Raw genomic sequence first — 16131 nt, 5'->3', positions numbered from 1 at the left:
TACGTAACAAGCCGATAGCTCTTATCGCGAAACACCGCCGGAGGAGAATTCATGTATCGCGCGCCCATCGAGGATATTGCCCACACGCTGAAGATCGCGGGACTGGAGGAAGCGCTTGAGAAAAAGCGTTTCGGCGATCTCTCGGCCGATCTTGTCGATGCCATTCTGGAAGAGGCTGCGAAGTTCGCTTCCGAGCGGATCGCGCCCCTGCAGGAGATCGGGGACCGGCATGGCGCGACGTTGAAGGACGGCATCGTCACCACCGCGCCGGGCTGGAAAGAGCTTTATCGCGATTGGGCGGCGGGCGGATGGAACGCGCTGACGGGCGATGAGGCCTATGGCGGGCAGGCGTTGCCGATGATGCTTTCGGTCGCCGTATCCGAGATGTGGAACGCCGGCTCCATCGCCTTCGCGCTGGCACCGATGCTGACCATGGGCGCCGTCGAGGCGTTGGAGAAGCACGCTTCGGACGAGCTGAAAGCCATTTATCTGCCGAAGCTCGTCTCCGGCGAATGGACCGGCACGATGAATTTGACGGAGCCGCAGGCAGGCTCCGATCTCGGTGCCTTGCGCGCCCGCGCCGAACGCCATGGCGACGGCACATACCGCATTTTCGGCCAGAAGATCTTCATCACCTATGGCGAGCACGACATGACGGACAATATCGTCCATCTGGTGCTGGCGAGGCTTCCCGACGCACCGGCGGGCACCAAGGGCATATCGCTTTTCCTGGTGCCGAAATTCCTGGTCAATGAAGATGGCTCGCTCGGGCGGCGCAATGATGTGTTCTGCTCCGGCATCGAGCACAAGCTCGGGATCCACGCCTCCCCCACCTGCACGATGATCTATGGCGACAGCATTTCCGGAGACGGCGCTACGGGCTGGCTGGTCGGCGAGGAAAATCGCGGCCTCGCCTGCATGTTCACGATGATGAACAATGCCCGTCTGCTGGTCGGCATGCAGGGCGTGGCGGTGGCCGAAGCCGCCTATCAGAAGGCGCTCGCCTTCGCCCGCGAAAGACGCCAGGGCCGCGCGCCAAGTGCGAACAATGGCACCAAGCCCGGCGATGCGATGAGCCCGATCATCGAGCATCCCGATATCCAGCGTACATTGCTGACCATGAAGGGGCTGACGCAGGCGGCACGCTGCATCGGCTATGCCTGCGCCCATGCGCTCGATATGGCACGCACGGGCAAAGGCGAGGATGCGCGCCACTGGGCCGACCGCGCCAATCTCCTGACGCCGGTGGCCAAGGCCTTCGCCACCGATATCGGCGTCGATGTCGCCTCGCTCGGCATTCAGGTCCATGGCGGCATGGGCTTCATCGAGGAAACGGGGGCGGCACGGCTCTTGCGCGATGCGCGGATCGCGCCGATCTATGAAGGCACCAACGGCATTCAGGCCATCGATCTCGTCCAGCGCAAGCTGCCGCTCGGGAATAGCGAGCATGTGAAGACCTATATCGCCGAACTGCGCGCTATTGTGGACCTGGCCGCTGTCTCCAATCGCGCGGAATTGGGCGATAGCGCCGCGTGTCTTGCCTTCGCCATCGCCGATCTCGAGGAGGCGACGCTTTATCTGCAGCAAGCGCTGGCCGAAGGCCGGCAGGCGGAGGCGCTGTGCGGCGCAACGCCTTATCTCAGGCTGTTCGGGCTTGCCGCCGGCGGCGCCTATCTCGCCAAGGGTGCGCTGACATGCGAAGATGCGGGCCACAGCGCGCTTTGTCGTTTCTATGCGGAAAACCTCTTGAGAGAAACAAATGCGCTGAAGCACTGCGTCATCGACGGAGCGGACAGCCTCATCGCCGCCGGCGCGGCACTTCAGGATTCGTGAGAGGCATTATGTCCGACCATATCGAGATCGAACGTCAGGAAGCAGTGCAGATCATCCGCATCGCCCGGCCCGAGAAGAAAAACGCCCTCACCCGCGCCATGTATGCCGCGATGGCTGAGGCATTGCGCGCCGGCGACACCGACGAAGCCATCCGGGTTCACGTCATTTTCGGCCAGCCGGGCGTCTTTTCCGCCGGCAATGACATGCAGGATTTCATGGCCGCGGCGATGGGCGGCAAAATGGGCGATGAGGTGCTCGATTTCCTCGACGCGCTTTCGAATGCGAAAAAGCCCGTCATTTCCGGTGTAGACGGCCTGGCTATCGGCATCGGCGCGACGATCCATCTGCATTGCGACCTGAGCTTCGCCACGCCGCAATCCATGTTCCGCACGCCTTTCGTCGATCTCGGGCTGGTGCCGGAAGCTGGCTCAAGCCTGCTCGCGCCGCGCCTGATGGGTTATCAAAAGGCCTTCGCCCTGCTGGCCCTGGGAGAAGGATTTTCGGCCGAGGCGGCAAAGGAAGCAGGCCTCGTCTACCGCATCGTCGAGCCGGCGGAACTTGAGCCGGCGGTGCTCGAAGCGGCACAGGCAATCGCCACCCGCCCGCCTGAAGCGATGCAACTGACCAAGGCGCTATTGCGTGCTTCTGATGAAACGATTGGCGAGCGTATCTCGCGCGAGGCGAAGCATTTTGCCGAACGGCTTACTTCGCAGGAAGCGCGTGAGGCGGTGACGAAATTTTTAGCGCGGAAGAAGTGAAGCGGCCTCTCCGCCTGCCGTCATTCTCGGGCTTGTCCCGAGAATCTGCCGACAAGGAAAGAAAAGCAATTACCGTTCTGAAAATCGTACCGTCGTAGATTCTCGGGACAAGCCCGAGAATGACGGATAAGTTGAGAGCCAAGTGGAGGTAAACCGTCTGCGGTTCACCTCCACATATTCCCTCACCCCCGCGCAATAATCTCCGAGCCTGAAATCACCAGCCGAACACCGAGCGTTCCGGTCTTGCGGCGGGCGAGGAAGCGTGGGCGGCGGCGGCGGGGCTCCTGACCCTGGCGGCGCGGCTGGGGCGTGGATGCGCCCACCGGGCCGGTGCTTTCATCCAGCGGACGGGCGACGCCGTCTTCCTCGACCAGCATCATCGGCAGGTTGAAGGCGGCGGACCAGGCGCGCCAGTCGGCGGCCACATCATCGAGATCATGCGCTACCAGAAGCGGCACGGAAAGCTGCGGATCGGCGTGCATCAGTTCGAGTGTGACGGTGATCTGGCCATATTCGTCCTCCACGGCGCGGGCCGTGACGCCGCGAAAGGCGCGGGCCGGCAGAGCGATCGACATCGGCAGACCGCTCGATGGCAGGATACGGCGGATCACGGCGCCGCGCTCATTGATGGTGAAGGTGATATCTCCTTCCTCATCGCATGTGGCGTAGGTCACGACCTGCGGAAAGTGAAATGGGTCAAGCCGCAACTCGCTGCCTGCCCATACTGGCTTAAGCCCTTGGTTCATCATTTTTGACGCCTCTGTCTCTCCTGAGAGCCGGTGTTCCGGTCTCCCTGTCATTCGGACCGTTTTCGGCCTCGTTGAGATTGAGAATAGGCGCGCTTTGTTACCGCCGGGCTTAATTAATTCGGTTAAATTTTCCTGATCTGGGCGGATGGTTATCAGAATGAGACCTGGTGTAAGGATTTAGCAAGCCGGGTAAAGAAAGACTAAGGGGCGGTGTGGCCGCTGCATTCTTGAGATTGAGAATGTATCTGTGGCCCCCTCTCTTGCAAATTCTAAGGACTTGAGCTGCGCTCAAGCCCAAGAATTTGCTTTCTCCCCCGCCAAGGGGGAGATAGGATTGGCAATGACGCCTCCGCTAGAGTCTGTCATGGATTAATTGAATCGTTGATACGACAAGGGGTCTTGTCTCGTCGTCATTCTCGGGACAAGCCCGAGAATGACGACCAGGTGGAAGCTGTTTCAAGCTAGTCCTGACAGACTCTAATTTCAATCGCCGACGATTTGCGCGAATGGTGCGGCAGCATTATCTCTCCCCCTGCGGGAGAGAAAGCGATTTCAACATCTTAGCTGGAGCAAAGCGGAGGCTAAGTGTTAGAAATCGCAAGAGAGGGGATATCCTTTCGCGTGAATCTCACGAAGCCTAAATCGTCTTGCCCGGATTCATGATGCCGGCGGGATCGAACGCCGCCTTTATCTTCTTCATCAGGGCGAGCGCCACCGGGCTCTTGAAATGCACCAGTTCCTCGCGCTTCAACTGGCCGATGCCGTGCTCGGCGGAAATCGACCCATTATGGCTTGCCACAATGGTATGGACCCGATGATTGACCTCGCCCCAGCGGGCGAGGAAGGCCTGTTTGTCCGCGCCCACGGGCTGCGAGATGTTATAATGCAGGTTGCCGTCGCCCATATGGCCGAAGCAGACGATGCGTGCGCCGGGGATCATTTCGAGAACCGCCCTGCCCGCTTCCTCGATGAAAGCGGGAATGGTGGCGACCGGCACCGAAATATCGTGCTTGATCGAGCCGCCCTCCGGCTTCTGCGCCCAGGACATCTCCTCGCGCATCTTCCAGAACATCTGCTCCTGAGCGACACTTGTCGCAATCGCGGCGTCCTGCACCAGATCGGCCTCATAGGCCTCGGTCAGGATCGTCTCAAGGATGGCGCGGGCATCGTCCGAGGAGCGCGACGATGAGATGTCGATCAGCGCATACCATGCATGCGGGCTTTCCAGCGGATCGCGTGCGCCCTCGACATGGCGCGCCGTGAACTCGACGCCGATGCGCGGCATCAACTCGAAGCCGGTGAGCGCCGGACCGGCATGTTCGGTGGCCAGACTCAGGAGCTTTAATGCATCGGCGGGGCTCTTGAGGCCCGCATAGGCGACGCCCTTGCCCTTGGGCTGCGGATAGAGCTTCAGCACCGCCGCCGTGATGACGCCGAGCGTGCCCTCCGCGCCGATGAACAGGTCCTTCAAATCATAGCCGGTATTGTCCTTCTTGACGCGGCGCAGATCGTCGAGGATTTCGCCGGTCGGCAGCACCACCTCCAGTCCGAGGCAAAGCTCACGCATATTGCCATAGGCGAGAACCGCCGTGCCGCCGGCATTGGACGAGAGATTGCCGCCGATCTGGCAGGAACCTTCCGCGCCGAGCGACAGCGGAAAGAGCCGGCCCGCCTCCGCCGCCGCATCCTGCAAATTCTTGAGCACCACGCCGGCCTCCACCGTCGCCAGATTGCCCGCGATATCGATGGAGCGGATGCGGTTCATGCGCGAGAGCGACAGGATGATGGCGCGGCCGCTTTCGTCGGGCTGCTGCGCGCCGACGAGACCTGTGTTGCCGCCCTGCGGCACGATCGGCGTGCCGGTTTCGGTGGCGAGCTTGAGGATTTGCGAGACTTCCTCAGTCGAGCCGGGGCGCAGGACCATGGAAGTGCGGCCATGATAGAGGTCGCGCTGCTCGATCAGATAGGGCGCGATATCATCGGCGGCGCGCAAGGCATTCTTTTCGCCGACAATGGCGGCAAAGCGGTCGAGAATGGCCTTATCGGGATTTGTCGGCTGTATCGTCATTTCCGTCACCTTATCTAATTGTCTGGCCTCGTGGGGCGGCGGCGCGGCTGAGCCGGTCGTTGATCGCCTCGCCCAAGCCTTCATGCGGGATCGGCTCGACCGCGATGATGGCAGCACCTGTCGCATCGAGCCTCTTCATATAATCGAAAAGATTTGCCGCCGCCTCGCGAAGATCGCTCTTTTCGCTCAAATTGAGATGATGGGAGGCATTTTCCGCACCTTTGGCCCGCGACGGCCCGAAGGCAAGCAGCGCCTCGCCGGGGTTGAGTTCGCGCACATCGAGCCGCATGGCCGCGCGCGGCGCATAATGCGAGGCGAGCATGCCGGGCGCTTCGATCGCGGCGCGCTGGTCGCTGCGCTTGAGCGTCAACCCCGTCAGCGCCTCGATCTCTTCGGCCGCCAGCCCGCCGGGACGCAGCAGGGATATGATTTCGCCGTCCACCTTGACGATGGTGGATTCAAGCCCGACCGGGCACGGGCCGCCATCGAGGATCAGATCGACTTTGCTGCCCAGATCATCGGCGACGGCTTGCGCCGTCGTCGCGCTGATCCTGCCGGATGTGTTAGCGCTGGGCGCGGCCAAGGGCCGGTCGAGCATGGCGATCACCTCCGCCGCCACACCGCGCGGCATGCGCAGCGCCAGCGTCGAAAGCCCCGCCGTGACGAGCGGATGGACCGGCGCGTTCTCCTTCAATGGCAAAACCAGCGTCAGCGGCCCCGGCCAGAAAGCGTCGATCAGGCGGCGCGACAGCGGATCGATATCAACGAAGCGCTCGGCCATCGCGACGCTGGAGACATGACAGATCAGCGGATTGAAGCGCGGGCGGCCCTTGGCCTCAAAAATCCGCGCCACAGCTTGGCCATTGGTCGCATCGGCGGCAAGCCCGTAGACCGTCTCCGTGGGGATCGCGACCAAGCCGCCCTCGCCCAAAAGCCTGGCCGCGCGGGCGACCGCCTCGCCATCTATCCCAATGCTCACCAAATCCGTTCTCCTGTCGCAGACTGCCTACACAAGGGCATTGGGCGGCGCAAGCGGATCGCGGGGTCGTTAAAATTCGAATGATTGGCGAGACGGGATCGCAAGGATCCGGGTGCTAGGGATTTTGCACTTCATTATGCGGGGGGTGAATAATGTTATCTCGATTTATCGCGATCCTGATGCTGTCGCCGGCATTGATGGTATCCGCCCATGCGGGCTCCATTGAAACGCCTGTTGCGCCCGAGCACGTCCGCTCGATCGACTATGTCGGCTATGACGGCACTGACGCCGCCGGCAATCCGATCTGCAAAATCTGCGAGGCGGAGAAGGCGGCGGAAGCGGCGAAGCTCAACGCCATGGAAGAGCGGCGCAAGCGAGCGCGGGCCTACATGGCGCGCATGCAGGGACAGGAGCTGGGCACGGCAGTCGCGGCACGGGCGAATGTGGATGCAATGCCGGTCGGCGCGCTGACGGATAAGGCGCTGGGCGATGTGCAGCTGCGGGTGGGGCTGGAGTAGGTCAAGGGCCGGTTAGGTCAGCGGGGCACTTCACCCCCCTCTGCCCTGCCGGGCATCTCCCCCACAAGGGGGGAGATTGGCTGACACGACTATCTGCTTTCCATACCTGCAACGTCTGCGTTTGGTGCCGGACGTTCATGAAAGCGGAATCTCCCCCCTTGTGGGGGAGATGGCTGGCAAGCCAGAGGGGGGTGAGATCGAAAAGCGCCCCTTTGGCCAAACTCACCCAGCAATCTTCGAAAAATCCGCAACCTTGCCCGTCGCCTCGCGAATACGAGCCAGAAGCGCAAGGCGGTTGGCCCTGATCTTCTCATCCTCGTCATTCACCAGCACTTTTTCAAAGAACGCATCGACCGGCCCGCGCAATTGGGCGAGCGACAGCATGGCGCCGGAGAAATTCTCGCTCTCAACCGCCTCGCCCGCATCCTTCTCGGCCTGAACAATCGCGGCGAAAAGCGCCCTTTCCTCGTCATTGTTGAAAAGCGAGGGCTCGACGCTACCCGCCACCCGCGTTCCCTTCTTTTCCTCGGCAGCGAGGATATTGGCGGCGCGCTTGGTGCCGGCGAGAAGGTTCTGGCCGTCCTCGGTGTTGATGAAATAGATCAATGCTTCGACACGGCGGGCGACGAGGAGCAGGTTGTCGGCGTCCGGTGTCAGCACGGCGTCGATGGCGTCATAGCGCGCGCCTTCGTCCTTGAGGTAGACTTTGAGGCGGTCGTGAAAGAAGGCGAGGAGATCTTTAACTATTTCAAACCGAGTGAACAGAACCCACGCTTGCAGGTCTTTGTCCTTTGGGCAGACCCGCTCGGGCGGATAAAGTTCGCTGGCGATTTTCAAAATCGTGAGAAGATCAAGGCGAAGATCATTCTCCAACACCAGCCGGATCACACCCAGTGCTGCACGGCGTAGCGCATAAGGGTCTTTCGAGCCTGTTGGTTTTTCGTCAATCAACCAGAAGCCCACGAGTGTATCAAGCTTGTCGGCGAGCGCTACGGCGATCGATACTAGATCGCGCGGCACGGCATCGGATGGGCCCTGTGGTTTGTAGTGTTCTTCGATTGCAGCCGCGACGGCTTCGTCTTCTCCCTGCAGCAACGCATATTTACGCCCCATGCTGCCCTGCAACTCGGGGAATTCGCCAACCACTTCGGTCGTCAGGTCCGCTTTTGCGAGAACGGCAGCCCGCTCGACCAGCGACGACCAACTCCGTGACTTTCTACCAACCGGAACATGCTCTTTATTAGTCTCATTTCCTTGAAGCACATTCAGAATATTCCCAGCCAAATGCATGATGCGCTCGACACGGTCGCCTTGCGTGCCGAGCTTGGCATGGAAGGTGACGCCAAGCGCATCCAGACGCGCCATGCGCTGGTCGAGGGGCTTTTTCAGGTCGAGGCCGAATTTCTTCGCAGACGCCTGAAGCTTTTCCAGATCAGGCAGATCGGCCTGGTCGGTCTTCCAGAAATAGAGCGCGTCGGACAAGCGGGCGCGGACGACCTTGCCGTTGCCATAGGCGATTTCCTTGCCGCCATCCTTCGCCTCGATATTGGAGATGAGGATGAAGCGGTTGGAAAGCTCCACGCTCTCGCCCTGCTTGCGGGTGACGAAGCATTTCTGGTTGGCGCGGATGGTCAGGCGGATCACTTCGGGCGGGATGGCGAGGAATTCTTCCTCGAAACTGCCCATCAGCACCACCGGCCATTCGACGAGACCGCAAACCTCCTCCAGAAGCCCCTCATCCTCGACCAGTTCGAGGCCGGAGGCGAAGGCGAGGTTGCGTGCGTCGTCAAGGATCATCTCCTTGCGGCGATCCGCATCGAGCACGACCTTGGCCTTTTCCAGCTTGGCGATATAGTCATCGAAGCGGCGCACAATGATCGGCTCGCCATTGCTCATGAAGCGGTGGCCGTAGGTGATATTGCCCGAACGGATGCCGCCGACCGTGAAATCGACGACCACCGGCTCCTCGGTTTCGGGACCGAAGGTGCAGAGGATGGATTGCAGCGGGCGCACCCAGCGCAATGCGCCTGATTTGGCCGAAGCCTTGCCCCAGCGCATGGATTTCGGCCATGGGAAATCGCGGATCACCTGCGGCATCAGCTCGGCGATGATTTCTTCGGCGGCGCGGCCCGGCTTGACGATATGGGCGACATAGAAATCGCCCTTCTTCGGGTCGCTATGGACATGTGCCTGCGAAATGTCGGTGTAGCCTGCCTTGCGCAAGAAGCCCTGCACCGCCTGTTCCGGCGCCTTGGTCGATGGCCCCTTGATCTCCTCATGCGCATCCTTCGAGCGGATGGTGAGGCCGCGAATGTCGAGCGTCAGCCGGCGCGGCGTCCAGTATTCGCGCGCGGCGTCATAGGTCAGCCCCGCCTCGACAAGACCGTCGGTGACAAGCTTCTTGAGGTCAGCCGCCGCTTTTCTCTGCATACGAGCAGGAATTTCTTCACTGCGAAGTTCGAGCAACAAATCGGGCATCAGGCAGCCTCGTTCTTATAGTTGAAGCCGCCCGCATCGGTCAGCAGGAAAGCCTCGCCGCATTGGCGGGCAAGGTTGCGGACACGCAGGATGTAGCTCTGGCGCTCGGTGACGGAGATGACGCCACGGGCATCGAGCAGGTTGAAGGCGTGGGATGCCTTGATGCACTGGTCATAGGCGGGAAGCACCATCTTGTGCAGCGATGAATTCGCACCTGCCACCGGCGCGCCTGCCCGCAACAGCGCCTCGCATTCGCGTTCCGCATCTTCGAAATGGCGCAGCAGCACGTCCGTATTGGCATGTTCGAAATTGTGCCTGGAATATTCCTGCTCGGCCTGCAGGAAGACATCGCCATAGGTGACCTTTTCGTCGCCTTCCAGCCCGTTGAAGTTCAGATCATAGACATTGTCGACGCCCTGCACATACATGGCGAGGCGTTCGAGACCATAGGTCAGCTCGCCCGATACCGGCGAACATTCGATGCCGCAGACCTGCTGAAAGTAAGTGAACTGCGAGACTTCCATGCCGTCGCACCAGCATTCCCAGCCAAGCCCCCATGCGCCGAGCGTCGGGCTTTCCCAATCGTCCTCGACGAAACGGATATCATGCAGCAGCGGATCGAGGCCGATGGCTTTCAGCGAGCCCAGATAAAGCTCCTGCAGGTTCGGCGGCGACGGCTTCATGATCACCTGATACTGGTAATAATGCTGCAGCCGGTTGGGGTTTTCGCCATAGCGGCCATCCTTCGGGCGGCGCGATGGCTGGACATAAGCCGCCTTCCAGGGCTTCGGCCCGAGCGAGCGCAGCGTCGTCGCCGGGTGGAAGGTGCCGGCGCCGACTTCCATGTCATAGGGCTGAAGAATGACGCAGCCCTGCTCCGCCCAATAATTATGGAGCGTCAGGATCAACCCCTGAAAAGAGCGGGTCGGATGCATATGGTCGGGCAATGTGGACGACACGGGCGGGCCTCGTGGGAAAATCAGGATGCCACGTCCTAGTTTGTCGGGGTTGCAGGGTCAAGGGTTGCGGATATGGGTGGCATCCGCCAAGCGCCCTCGTCCCTTCGAGGCTCGCTTCGCTCACACCTCAGGATGAGGGCTACTGCAGCGTTGCCGACCCTTCACCCTCATGGTGAGGTGCGAGCGGAGCGAGCCTCGAACCACGAGGGTGAAGGAAGCCCCGACGGAGCAGAGGGGGGTGAAACGCCGCACACCACCTGTCTGAAATTCACCCGCCCTTGGCTGCCTCCGCTGCCTTGCCCGCATCAGCCGAAAGCCCGTTCTTAAGCTTTTCCTCGATCTTCGCCAGTTCTTCCGGCTCGGGTTTCGCGGCGACCGCATGGTTCCACTGGAAAGTCGCTTCGAGCTTGCGTCCGGCGCGCCAGTAGGCATCACCGAGATGGTCGTTGATCGTCGCATCCTCGGGGCGCAGCTTCACCGCCTTTTCGAGCTCGGTCACGGCCTCGTCATAGCGGCCGAGGCGATAATAAGCCCAGCCGAGTGAATCGACGATATAGCCGTCCTGTGGGCGCAGTTCGACCGCCTTGCGGATCATGTTTAGCGCCTCGTCCAGATTGGTGTTCATATCCACCCAGGAATAGCCGAGATAGTTCAACACCTGCGGCTGTTCCGGATAAAGCGCGAGCGCCTCGCGGAAGCTCGGCTCCGCCTTGTCCCATTCCTTCAGGCGCTCATAGGCGATGCCGCGCTGGTAGAATACGGCCCAGTCGTCGCGCGTCGGTGTGCCGATGGTCTTGACGGCGGCGTCATAGGTGTCGGCCGCATTGCGGAAATCCTTCTTCTGGGCGTAGACGCCGCCCAGCGCGAGGTAGGAGCGGATATCGGTCTTGTCCTGATCGAGCAGGGCTTTCAGGTGCTTGATCGCATCGTCGGTCTTGTCGGTTTCCGCCAGATTGAGGCCGAGCTGCATTTCCGCATCGCGCCGGTAGACCGAATTCTTCGGCACGCGGCTGTAATATTCGATGGCCTTTTCCGGCTGCTGCAGCTTGGCGGCGATATCGCCGAGCTGGAACAGCGTGGCGTCATTGTCCGGGCGCAGCGGCAACGACATCTGCAGATAGAGCTTGGCAAAAGCTTCCGCGCCGCCGCGATTGATCGCCGTGCCGAGCGTGTAAAGCACTTCGGCAGCACCCTGCTGCGGCGTGGCGACCAGCGGCTTCAGCTTGCCGCCGCTATCGAGCTTGGCACGCAACTCGCGCAATGCAAGCCTGCCCGACAGAAGCTCGGTCGACTTGTCAAGCAGATCGATCGCGCCTTGTCTGTCGCCGTTTCGCGTCATGAAAGAGGAATATGCCTCGACGATCCGCTCGTAGGTATCCGGCGCAGCGCCGCCGCCGGAGCGATCATCGATCGCCTGCTGGTAGAAGTCACGCGCGGCTTGCTTGTCGCCCGATGCATCGGCGATGAGCGCGGCATTGTAGGTCTTGAACAGATTATACCACTCCGGGCCCTGGAGCTTATCGAGAGCGTCGAGCGCATCCTTCGGCTTTCCCTCGCCGAAGATCGCCCAGGCGGACATCAGTCCGCTCGACAGGCGGTCCATGTCCGATTGCAGCGAAAGCATCAGAAGCGGCCCGGCCTTGCGGTACTGTTTCCTGGAAATGGCGTCGATGGCGAGCGTCACACGCGAGAAGCGCTCGATTTCCGGCACGTTCTTCAGCTCTTCGGCCAGCGGGAGCGCGTCTTTGAACTTGCCGTCGGTCAGAAGCGCGATGAGCAGATTCTGCTTCATCGGCTGATTTGCGGGATCGAACGCCAGCGCCTGACGGTAATAGGCGACCGCAGCGTTGAGATCATTATCGCCTTCGGCGACACGCCCGGCGAGATAGGCGCCCGCAAACGATCCCGTGCGGATCGGCACAAGCGCATCGTTGGTCCTGGCCAGCGCCGCGGGCGCCGGCAGCGCCACACCGGCCAGTGCCGCAAGAAGCAATCCGTAGAGAGAACCGTAGATCGGGCTGCGCCGCATTCCCTATTCCTTTTCCATCATTCGATTTTGCATCATTCGGCTTTGCCGGCATCGGGCAGTTCGCCAAAGCAAACAGGCACTGCAAGCATGGCCTTTTTACGAACAAGGCGCAAGAAAAGCGGCTCCGGCTAAGGAAATCGCCTTCGATTCAGGCCCGGATCAGTTCACCCGGCTGACGCAGAAGTCGATCACGTCGATGAGCGCATCCTTTTCCGGCGTCTGCCGCAAGGGGGCCAGCGCATCGCGGGCGATTTCGCCAAAATGGCGGGCACGCTGCACCGTATCGGCGACCGAACCATAGCGCGTCATCAGACCGATTGCCTTTTCGAGAGACGAATCATCGTTTGCGCCGTCCTCGATCGATTTTTTCCAGAAGGCGCGCTCTTCCGGCGTTCCCCTGCGGTAGCTCAGCAGCAGCGGCATGGTGATCTTGCCCTCGCGGAAATCATCGCCGACATTCTTGCCGAGATCGCGCGCACTGCCGCCATAGTCGAGCGCGTCGTCGACAAGCTGGAAGGCAAGGCCGAGATTGAGGCCATAGGAGCGCAGCGCCACACGGTCGGCGCGGGGTGCTGCGGCGATGATCGGCCCGACTTCGGCGGCAGCCGAGAAAAGCGCCGCCGTCTTGGCCTTGATGACGGCCAGATATTCGTCTTCCGTCGTCTCCATGTTCTTTGCGGCGGCAAGCTGCATCACCTCGCCCTCGGCGATGATGGACGCGGAGGTCGCCAGCACGTCGAGCGCTTCGAGCGATCCGACATCGACCATCATCTTGAAGGCCTGGCCGAGGAGAAAATCGCCGACGAGCACGCTTGCCTGGTTACCCCAGATCATGCGCGCGGTGCTTTTTCCCCGCCGCAGATCGCTTTCATCGACCACGTCGTCGTGAAGCAGGGTCGCCGTATGCATGAACTCGACCGATGTGGCGAGCTTGACGTGGCCGTCGCCTGTATAGCCGCACATGCGCGCGCTCGCCAGGGTCAGCATCGGGCGCAGGCGCTTGCCGCCCGATGAGATCAGATGGTTCGCCACCTCCGGTATCATCTCGACGTCCGACCCCGCTTTCGACAGGATCAGCTCGTTGACGCGGCCCATATCGGCCTTCGTCAGATCGACCAGCGGCTGGATCGATCCTTCGTGTTTTTTCTTCTCGTCGAGGCTGAGAACTACACCCAATGCCGTCACTCCTTGGAACGCGGCGCCCGCCCGGACACCCGATGACGTTCCATCCCTTTGAATTCGCGCATGATCGGCGTTCGGACGGTTCACATCCGAACGCCGATCATGCGCCTTATATGGCCCCACATTATTGAAGCCGGCCTTCATGCTCAAGCCGCAAATTGTCCACAAATGACGGCCAACGAACACGGTCCGTTCACAATCCTGCCATGGCACAGTTGTCAATAGCCGCGCAAACTGCATTCTAGGCGCATGATCGAACTGATGCGAACCAACGACCCCGTTCTGATTTCCTTTGCCGAAGCCCTTCTGGCGGAGGCCGGTATCGGATATTTCGTCGCCGATGCCAATATGAGCATCATCGAGGGTTCGCTCGGTATCCTGCCGCGCCGCCTGATGGTGGATGCGGCGAAGGAAAAGCGTGCCCGCCAGATTCTCACCGACGCCGGCATCGAACATGAGTTGCGGCCGCAAGTCTGATATGAACGCCCTCCCCTCCCAAAACGGCCCTTCACCTGATGACACGCAGGAAACGCTCGATGCATTTCATCGGGGCGCCTTCCATCTGGTGCAGCCGGCGCTGAAAGGGCATCGGGCGGGCGTCGACGCCATGGTCCTGGCGAGCGCCGTGCCTGACGGCTTTTCCGGGGCGGTTGTCGATCTCGGCGCCGGCGCCGGCGCCGCCGGTCTCGCCGTTGCGGCACGATGCCCGGCCGCGCATGTGACGCTTGTGGAACGCTCGACCTTCATGGCCGATTTTGCCCGCAAAACGCTTGCGCATCCGCTGAACGCGGATATTGCGCGGCGCGCGGCGCTCATCGAGGCCGATGTGACGCTTGCCGGGCGGGCACGCGCGGCGGCAGGGCTTTGCGACAATGCGTTCGATTTCGCTATTTTGAACCCGCCCTTCAACGCGGAGGCAGATCGCCGCACCCCCGATGCGCTGAAGGCGGAGGCGCATGTCATGGAGAAGGACATGTTCGAACGATGGGTCAGGACGGCGGCGGCCGTCGTCAAGCCCGGCGGCGGCATCGCCGTGATCGCGCGGCCCGTCTCGATCGGTGAACTTCTTGCCGCCATATCCCGCCGCTTCGGCGGGTTGACGCTGGTTCCCGTCCAGCCGCGACCGGATGAGGCGGCGATCCGAATCGTGGTGCGCGGCGTGCTCGGCAGCCGCGCCAAAATGACGCTTGCCCCGGCTCTGGTGCTGCATGGCGAGACCGGCAACGCCTTCACCGCGCGCGCCATTGCCATCAACAATGGCCGAAAAGGGCTTTTATAAGCGGTGGATTTTTGCGAGAAGCGGCATACCTGAATGTAAAGTCCATAGTTTCCCGAATTGGAACGATAAACTTATGAACGAAGTCCCCAGCCTGCTCCGCCCCCAGTCAGTTATGCGCCGCTTCCTGGACAGCGAAGCAGCCGGCGGCATCGTGCTGATGTTCGCCGCCGCGCTGGCGCTGATCATTGCCAACTCGCCGCTCGCCGAAACCTATTTCCATGTGCTTCACGTCGAAATAGGCGGCCTTAGCGTGCTGCATTGGATCAATGACGCGCTGATGGTCATCTTCTTCCTGTTGGTCGGGCTGGAGATCAAACGTGAATTCCTGGACGGCCAGCTTGCCAGTTGGTCGAACCGCATACTGCCGGGCATCGCGGCAGCGGGCGGTGTCGCGGTTCCGGCGCTGATCTTCGCGTATCTGAATATATCCAACCCTGAGACGATCCGCGGCTGGGCGATCCCGTCGGCGACCGATATCGCCTTCGCGCTCGGCGTCATCTCGCTTCTCGGGTCGCGCGTCCCCACAAGCCTCAAAGTCTTTCTGGCGACGCTTGCCATCCTGGACGATCTGGCGGCGGTGGCGATCATCGCGGTCTTCTATACGTCCGACATCGCGATGCTTTATCTGGGCGGCGCCGTCGCCGCAACGCTGGTGCTGATCGCGCTCAACCGCATGGGCGTGATGAAGCTCACGCCCTATCTGATCGTCGGCGTCATCTTGTGGTTCCTCGTGCTTCGCTCCGGCGTGCATGCGACGGTCGCCGGCGTCGTTCTGGCGATGACCATTCCGCTGCGCCCCGCACCGGGCCGGCCCGACGACATGACCTCGCCATTGCACAAGCTGGAGCACGCGCTTTCCAACTGGGTCTCGTTTCTCATCGTCCCGATCTTCGGCTTCGCCAATGCCGGCATGTCGTTTTCCGGGCTCGACGCCTCGGTCCTCACCGACACTTTGACGCTCGGCATCGCGCTTGGTCTGTTCGTCGGCAAGCAGATCGGCGTCTTCGGCGCTGCGTGGCTTGCCATCAAGCTGCGCCTGAGCGCCAAGCCGATGGGCGCGAGCTGGACCCAGCTCTATGGTGTGTCGCTGCTTTGCGGCATCGGCTTCACCATGAGCCTGTTCATCGGCCTCCTGTCGTTTCCGTCCGAGCACATGCAGGACGAAACGAAAATCGGCGTTCTGGTCGGATCGTTCCTGTCGGCCATTTGCGGCTGGCTGATCCTGCGGTTCAGCGGAGAGCGCCAACACGAGCAGGAAGAAGCCCTGGCCGATTAGGCGGAAATCGCCTGCTATAAATG

Annotated in this window: 13 protein-coding genes; 6 read left to right on the top strand and 7 right to left on the bottom strand. The window is 61.4% G+C overall.

The window, feature by feature from the left end; all coding sequences use genetic code 11:
• The first annotated feature begins 51 nt into the window (after positions 1 to 51).
• Both C5748_RS00560 and C5748_RS00555 read left to right on the top strand, forming a co-directional pair.
• A complete protein-coding gene (locus tag C5748_RS00560) occupies positions 52 to 1833 on the top strand; it encodes an acyl-CoA dehydrogenase family protein (protein ID WP_105739991.1) in 1782 nt (593 codons plus the stop codon).
• Positions 1834 to 1841: 8 nt separating this feature from the next.
• On the top strand, positions 1842 to 2591 hold the full coding sequence (locus tag C5748_RS00555; RefSeq protein ID WP_105739990.1) for a crotonase/enoyl-CoA hydratase family protein: 750 nt from the start codon (positions 1842 to 1844) through the stop codon (positions 2589 to 2591).
• 182 nt (positions 2592 to 2773) lie between these two features.
• On the opposite strand, the gene C5748_RS00550 is transcribed toward C5748_RS00555, so the two are convergent.
• The 3 genes from C5748_RS00550 to C5748_RS00540 all read right to left on the bottom strand — a co-directional run bounded on the left by C5748_RS00550 (position 2774) and on the right by C5748_RS00540 (position 6390).
• The gene (locus C5748_RS00550) at positions 2774 to 3340 is read right to left on the bottom strand and encodes a DUF6101 family protein (RefSeq protein ID WP_105739989.1); all 567 of its coding nucleotides are present in this window, start codon (positions 3338 to 3340) and stop codon (positions 2774 to 2776) included.
• Positions 3341 to 3977: 637 nt separating this feature from the next.
• Positions 3978 to 5408, bottom strand: a complete 1431-nt coding sequence (locus C5748_RS00545) for an FAD-binding oxidoreductase (protein WP_105739988.1) — start codon at positions 5406 to 5408, stop codon at positions 3978 to 3980.
• Positions 5409 to 5418: 10 nt separating this feature from the next.
• The gene (locus C5748_RS00540) at positions 5419 to 6390 is read right to left on the bottom strand and encodes an L-threonylcarbamoyladenylate synthase (RefSeq protein ID WP_105739987.1); all 972 of its coding nucleotides are present in this window, start codon (positions 6388 to 6390) and stop codon (positions 5419 to 5421) included.
• Between the two features lie 149 nt (positions 6391 to 6539).
• Between C5748_RS00540 and C5748_RS00535 the strand changes: the two genes are divergently transcribed.
• The gene (locus C5748_RS00535; RefSeq protein ID WP_146119455.1) at positions 6540 to 6905 is read left to right on the top strand and encodes a hypothetical protein; all 366 of its coding nucleotides are present in this window, start codon (positions 6540 to 6542) and stop codon (positions 6903 to 6905) included.
• Positions 6906 to 7127: 222 nt separating this feature from the next.
• On the opposite strand, the gene glyS is transcribed toward C5748_RS00535, so the two are convergent.
• The 4 genes from glyS to C5748_RS00515 all read right to left on the bottom strand — a co-directional run bounded on the left by glyS (position 7128) and on the right by C5748_RS00515 (position 13547).
• Positions 7128 to 9383, bottom strand: a complete 2256-nt coding sequence (gene glyS / locus C5748_RS00530) for a glycine--tRNA ligase subunit beta (RefSeq protein ID WP_105739985.1) — start codon at positions 9381 to 9383, stop codon at positions 7128 to 7130.
• Positions 9383 to 10318 (bottom strand): glycine--tRNA ligase subunit alpha, encoded by a 936-nt coding sequence (locus C5748_RS00525; protein WP_105739984.1) that lies wholly within the window; start codon positions 10316 to 10318, stop codon positions 9383 to 9385. Before C5748_RS00525 ends, glyS begins: the two co-directional genes overlap by 1 nt.
• Positions 10319 to 10610: 292 nt before the next feature.
• On the bottom strand, positions 10611 to 12371 hold the full coding sequence (locus C5748_RS00520) for a tetratricopeptide repeat protein (protein ID WP_105739983.1): 1761 nt from the start codon (positions 12369 to 12371) through the stop codon (positions 10611 to 10613).
• A gap of 159 nt (positions 12372 to 12530) precedes the next feature.
• Positions 12531 to 13547: a polyprenyl synthetase family protein gene (locus C5748_RS00515; RefSeq protein WP_105740272.1), complete on the bottom strand. Its 1017-nt coding sequence runs from the start codon at positions 13545 to 13547 to the stop codon at positions 12531 to 12533.
• Between the two features lie 255 nt (positions 13548 to 13802).
• Here C5748_RS00515 and C5748_RS00510 point away from each other — a divergent pair, with 255 nt between their 5' ends.
• From C5748_RS00510 to nhaA, 3 genes are all read left to right on the top strand, one after another.
• Complete coding sequence (locus C5748_RS00510) at positions 13803 to 14030, top strand: putative signal transducing protein (RefSeq protein ID WP_105739982.1); 228 nt, start codon at positions 13803 to 13805, stop codon at positions 14028 to 14030.
• 1 nt (position 14031) lies between these two features.
• Positions 14032 to 14832: a tRNA1(Val) (adenine(37)-N6)-methyltransferase gene (locus C5748_RS00505; protein WP_105739981.1), complete on the top strand. Its 801-nt coding sequence runs from the start codon at positions 14032 to 14034 to the stop codon at positions 14830 to 14832.
• Between the two features lie 73 nt (positions 14833 to 14905).
• The gene (gene nhaA / locus C5748_RS28745; RefSeq protein ID WP_245428700.1) at positions 14906 to 16108 is read left to right on the top strand and encodes a Na+/H+ antiporter NhaA; all 1203 of its coding nucleotides are present in this window, start codon (positions 14906 to 14908) and stop codon (positions 16106 to 16108) included.
• Positions 16109 to 16131 lie beyond the last annotated feature (23 nt).

This window comes from Phyllobacterium phragmitis (genome assembly GCF_002980495.1).
In the GTDB taxonomy this organism is placed as follows: Bacteria; Pseudomonadota; Alphaproteobacteria; order Rhizobiales; family Rhizobiaceae; genus Paramesorhizobium; species Paramesorhizobium phragmitis.
The sequence above is the reverse complement of the archived record's forward strand: the minus strand, read 5'-3'. Positions and strand labels throughout refer to the sequence as shown.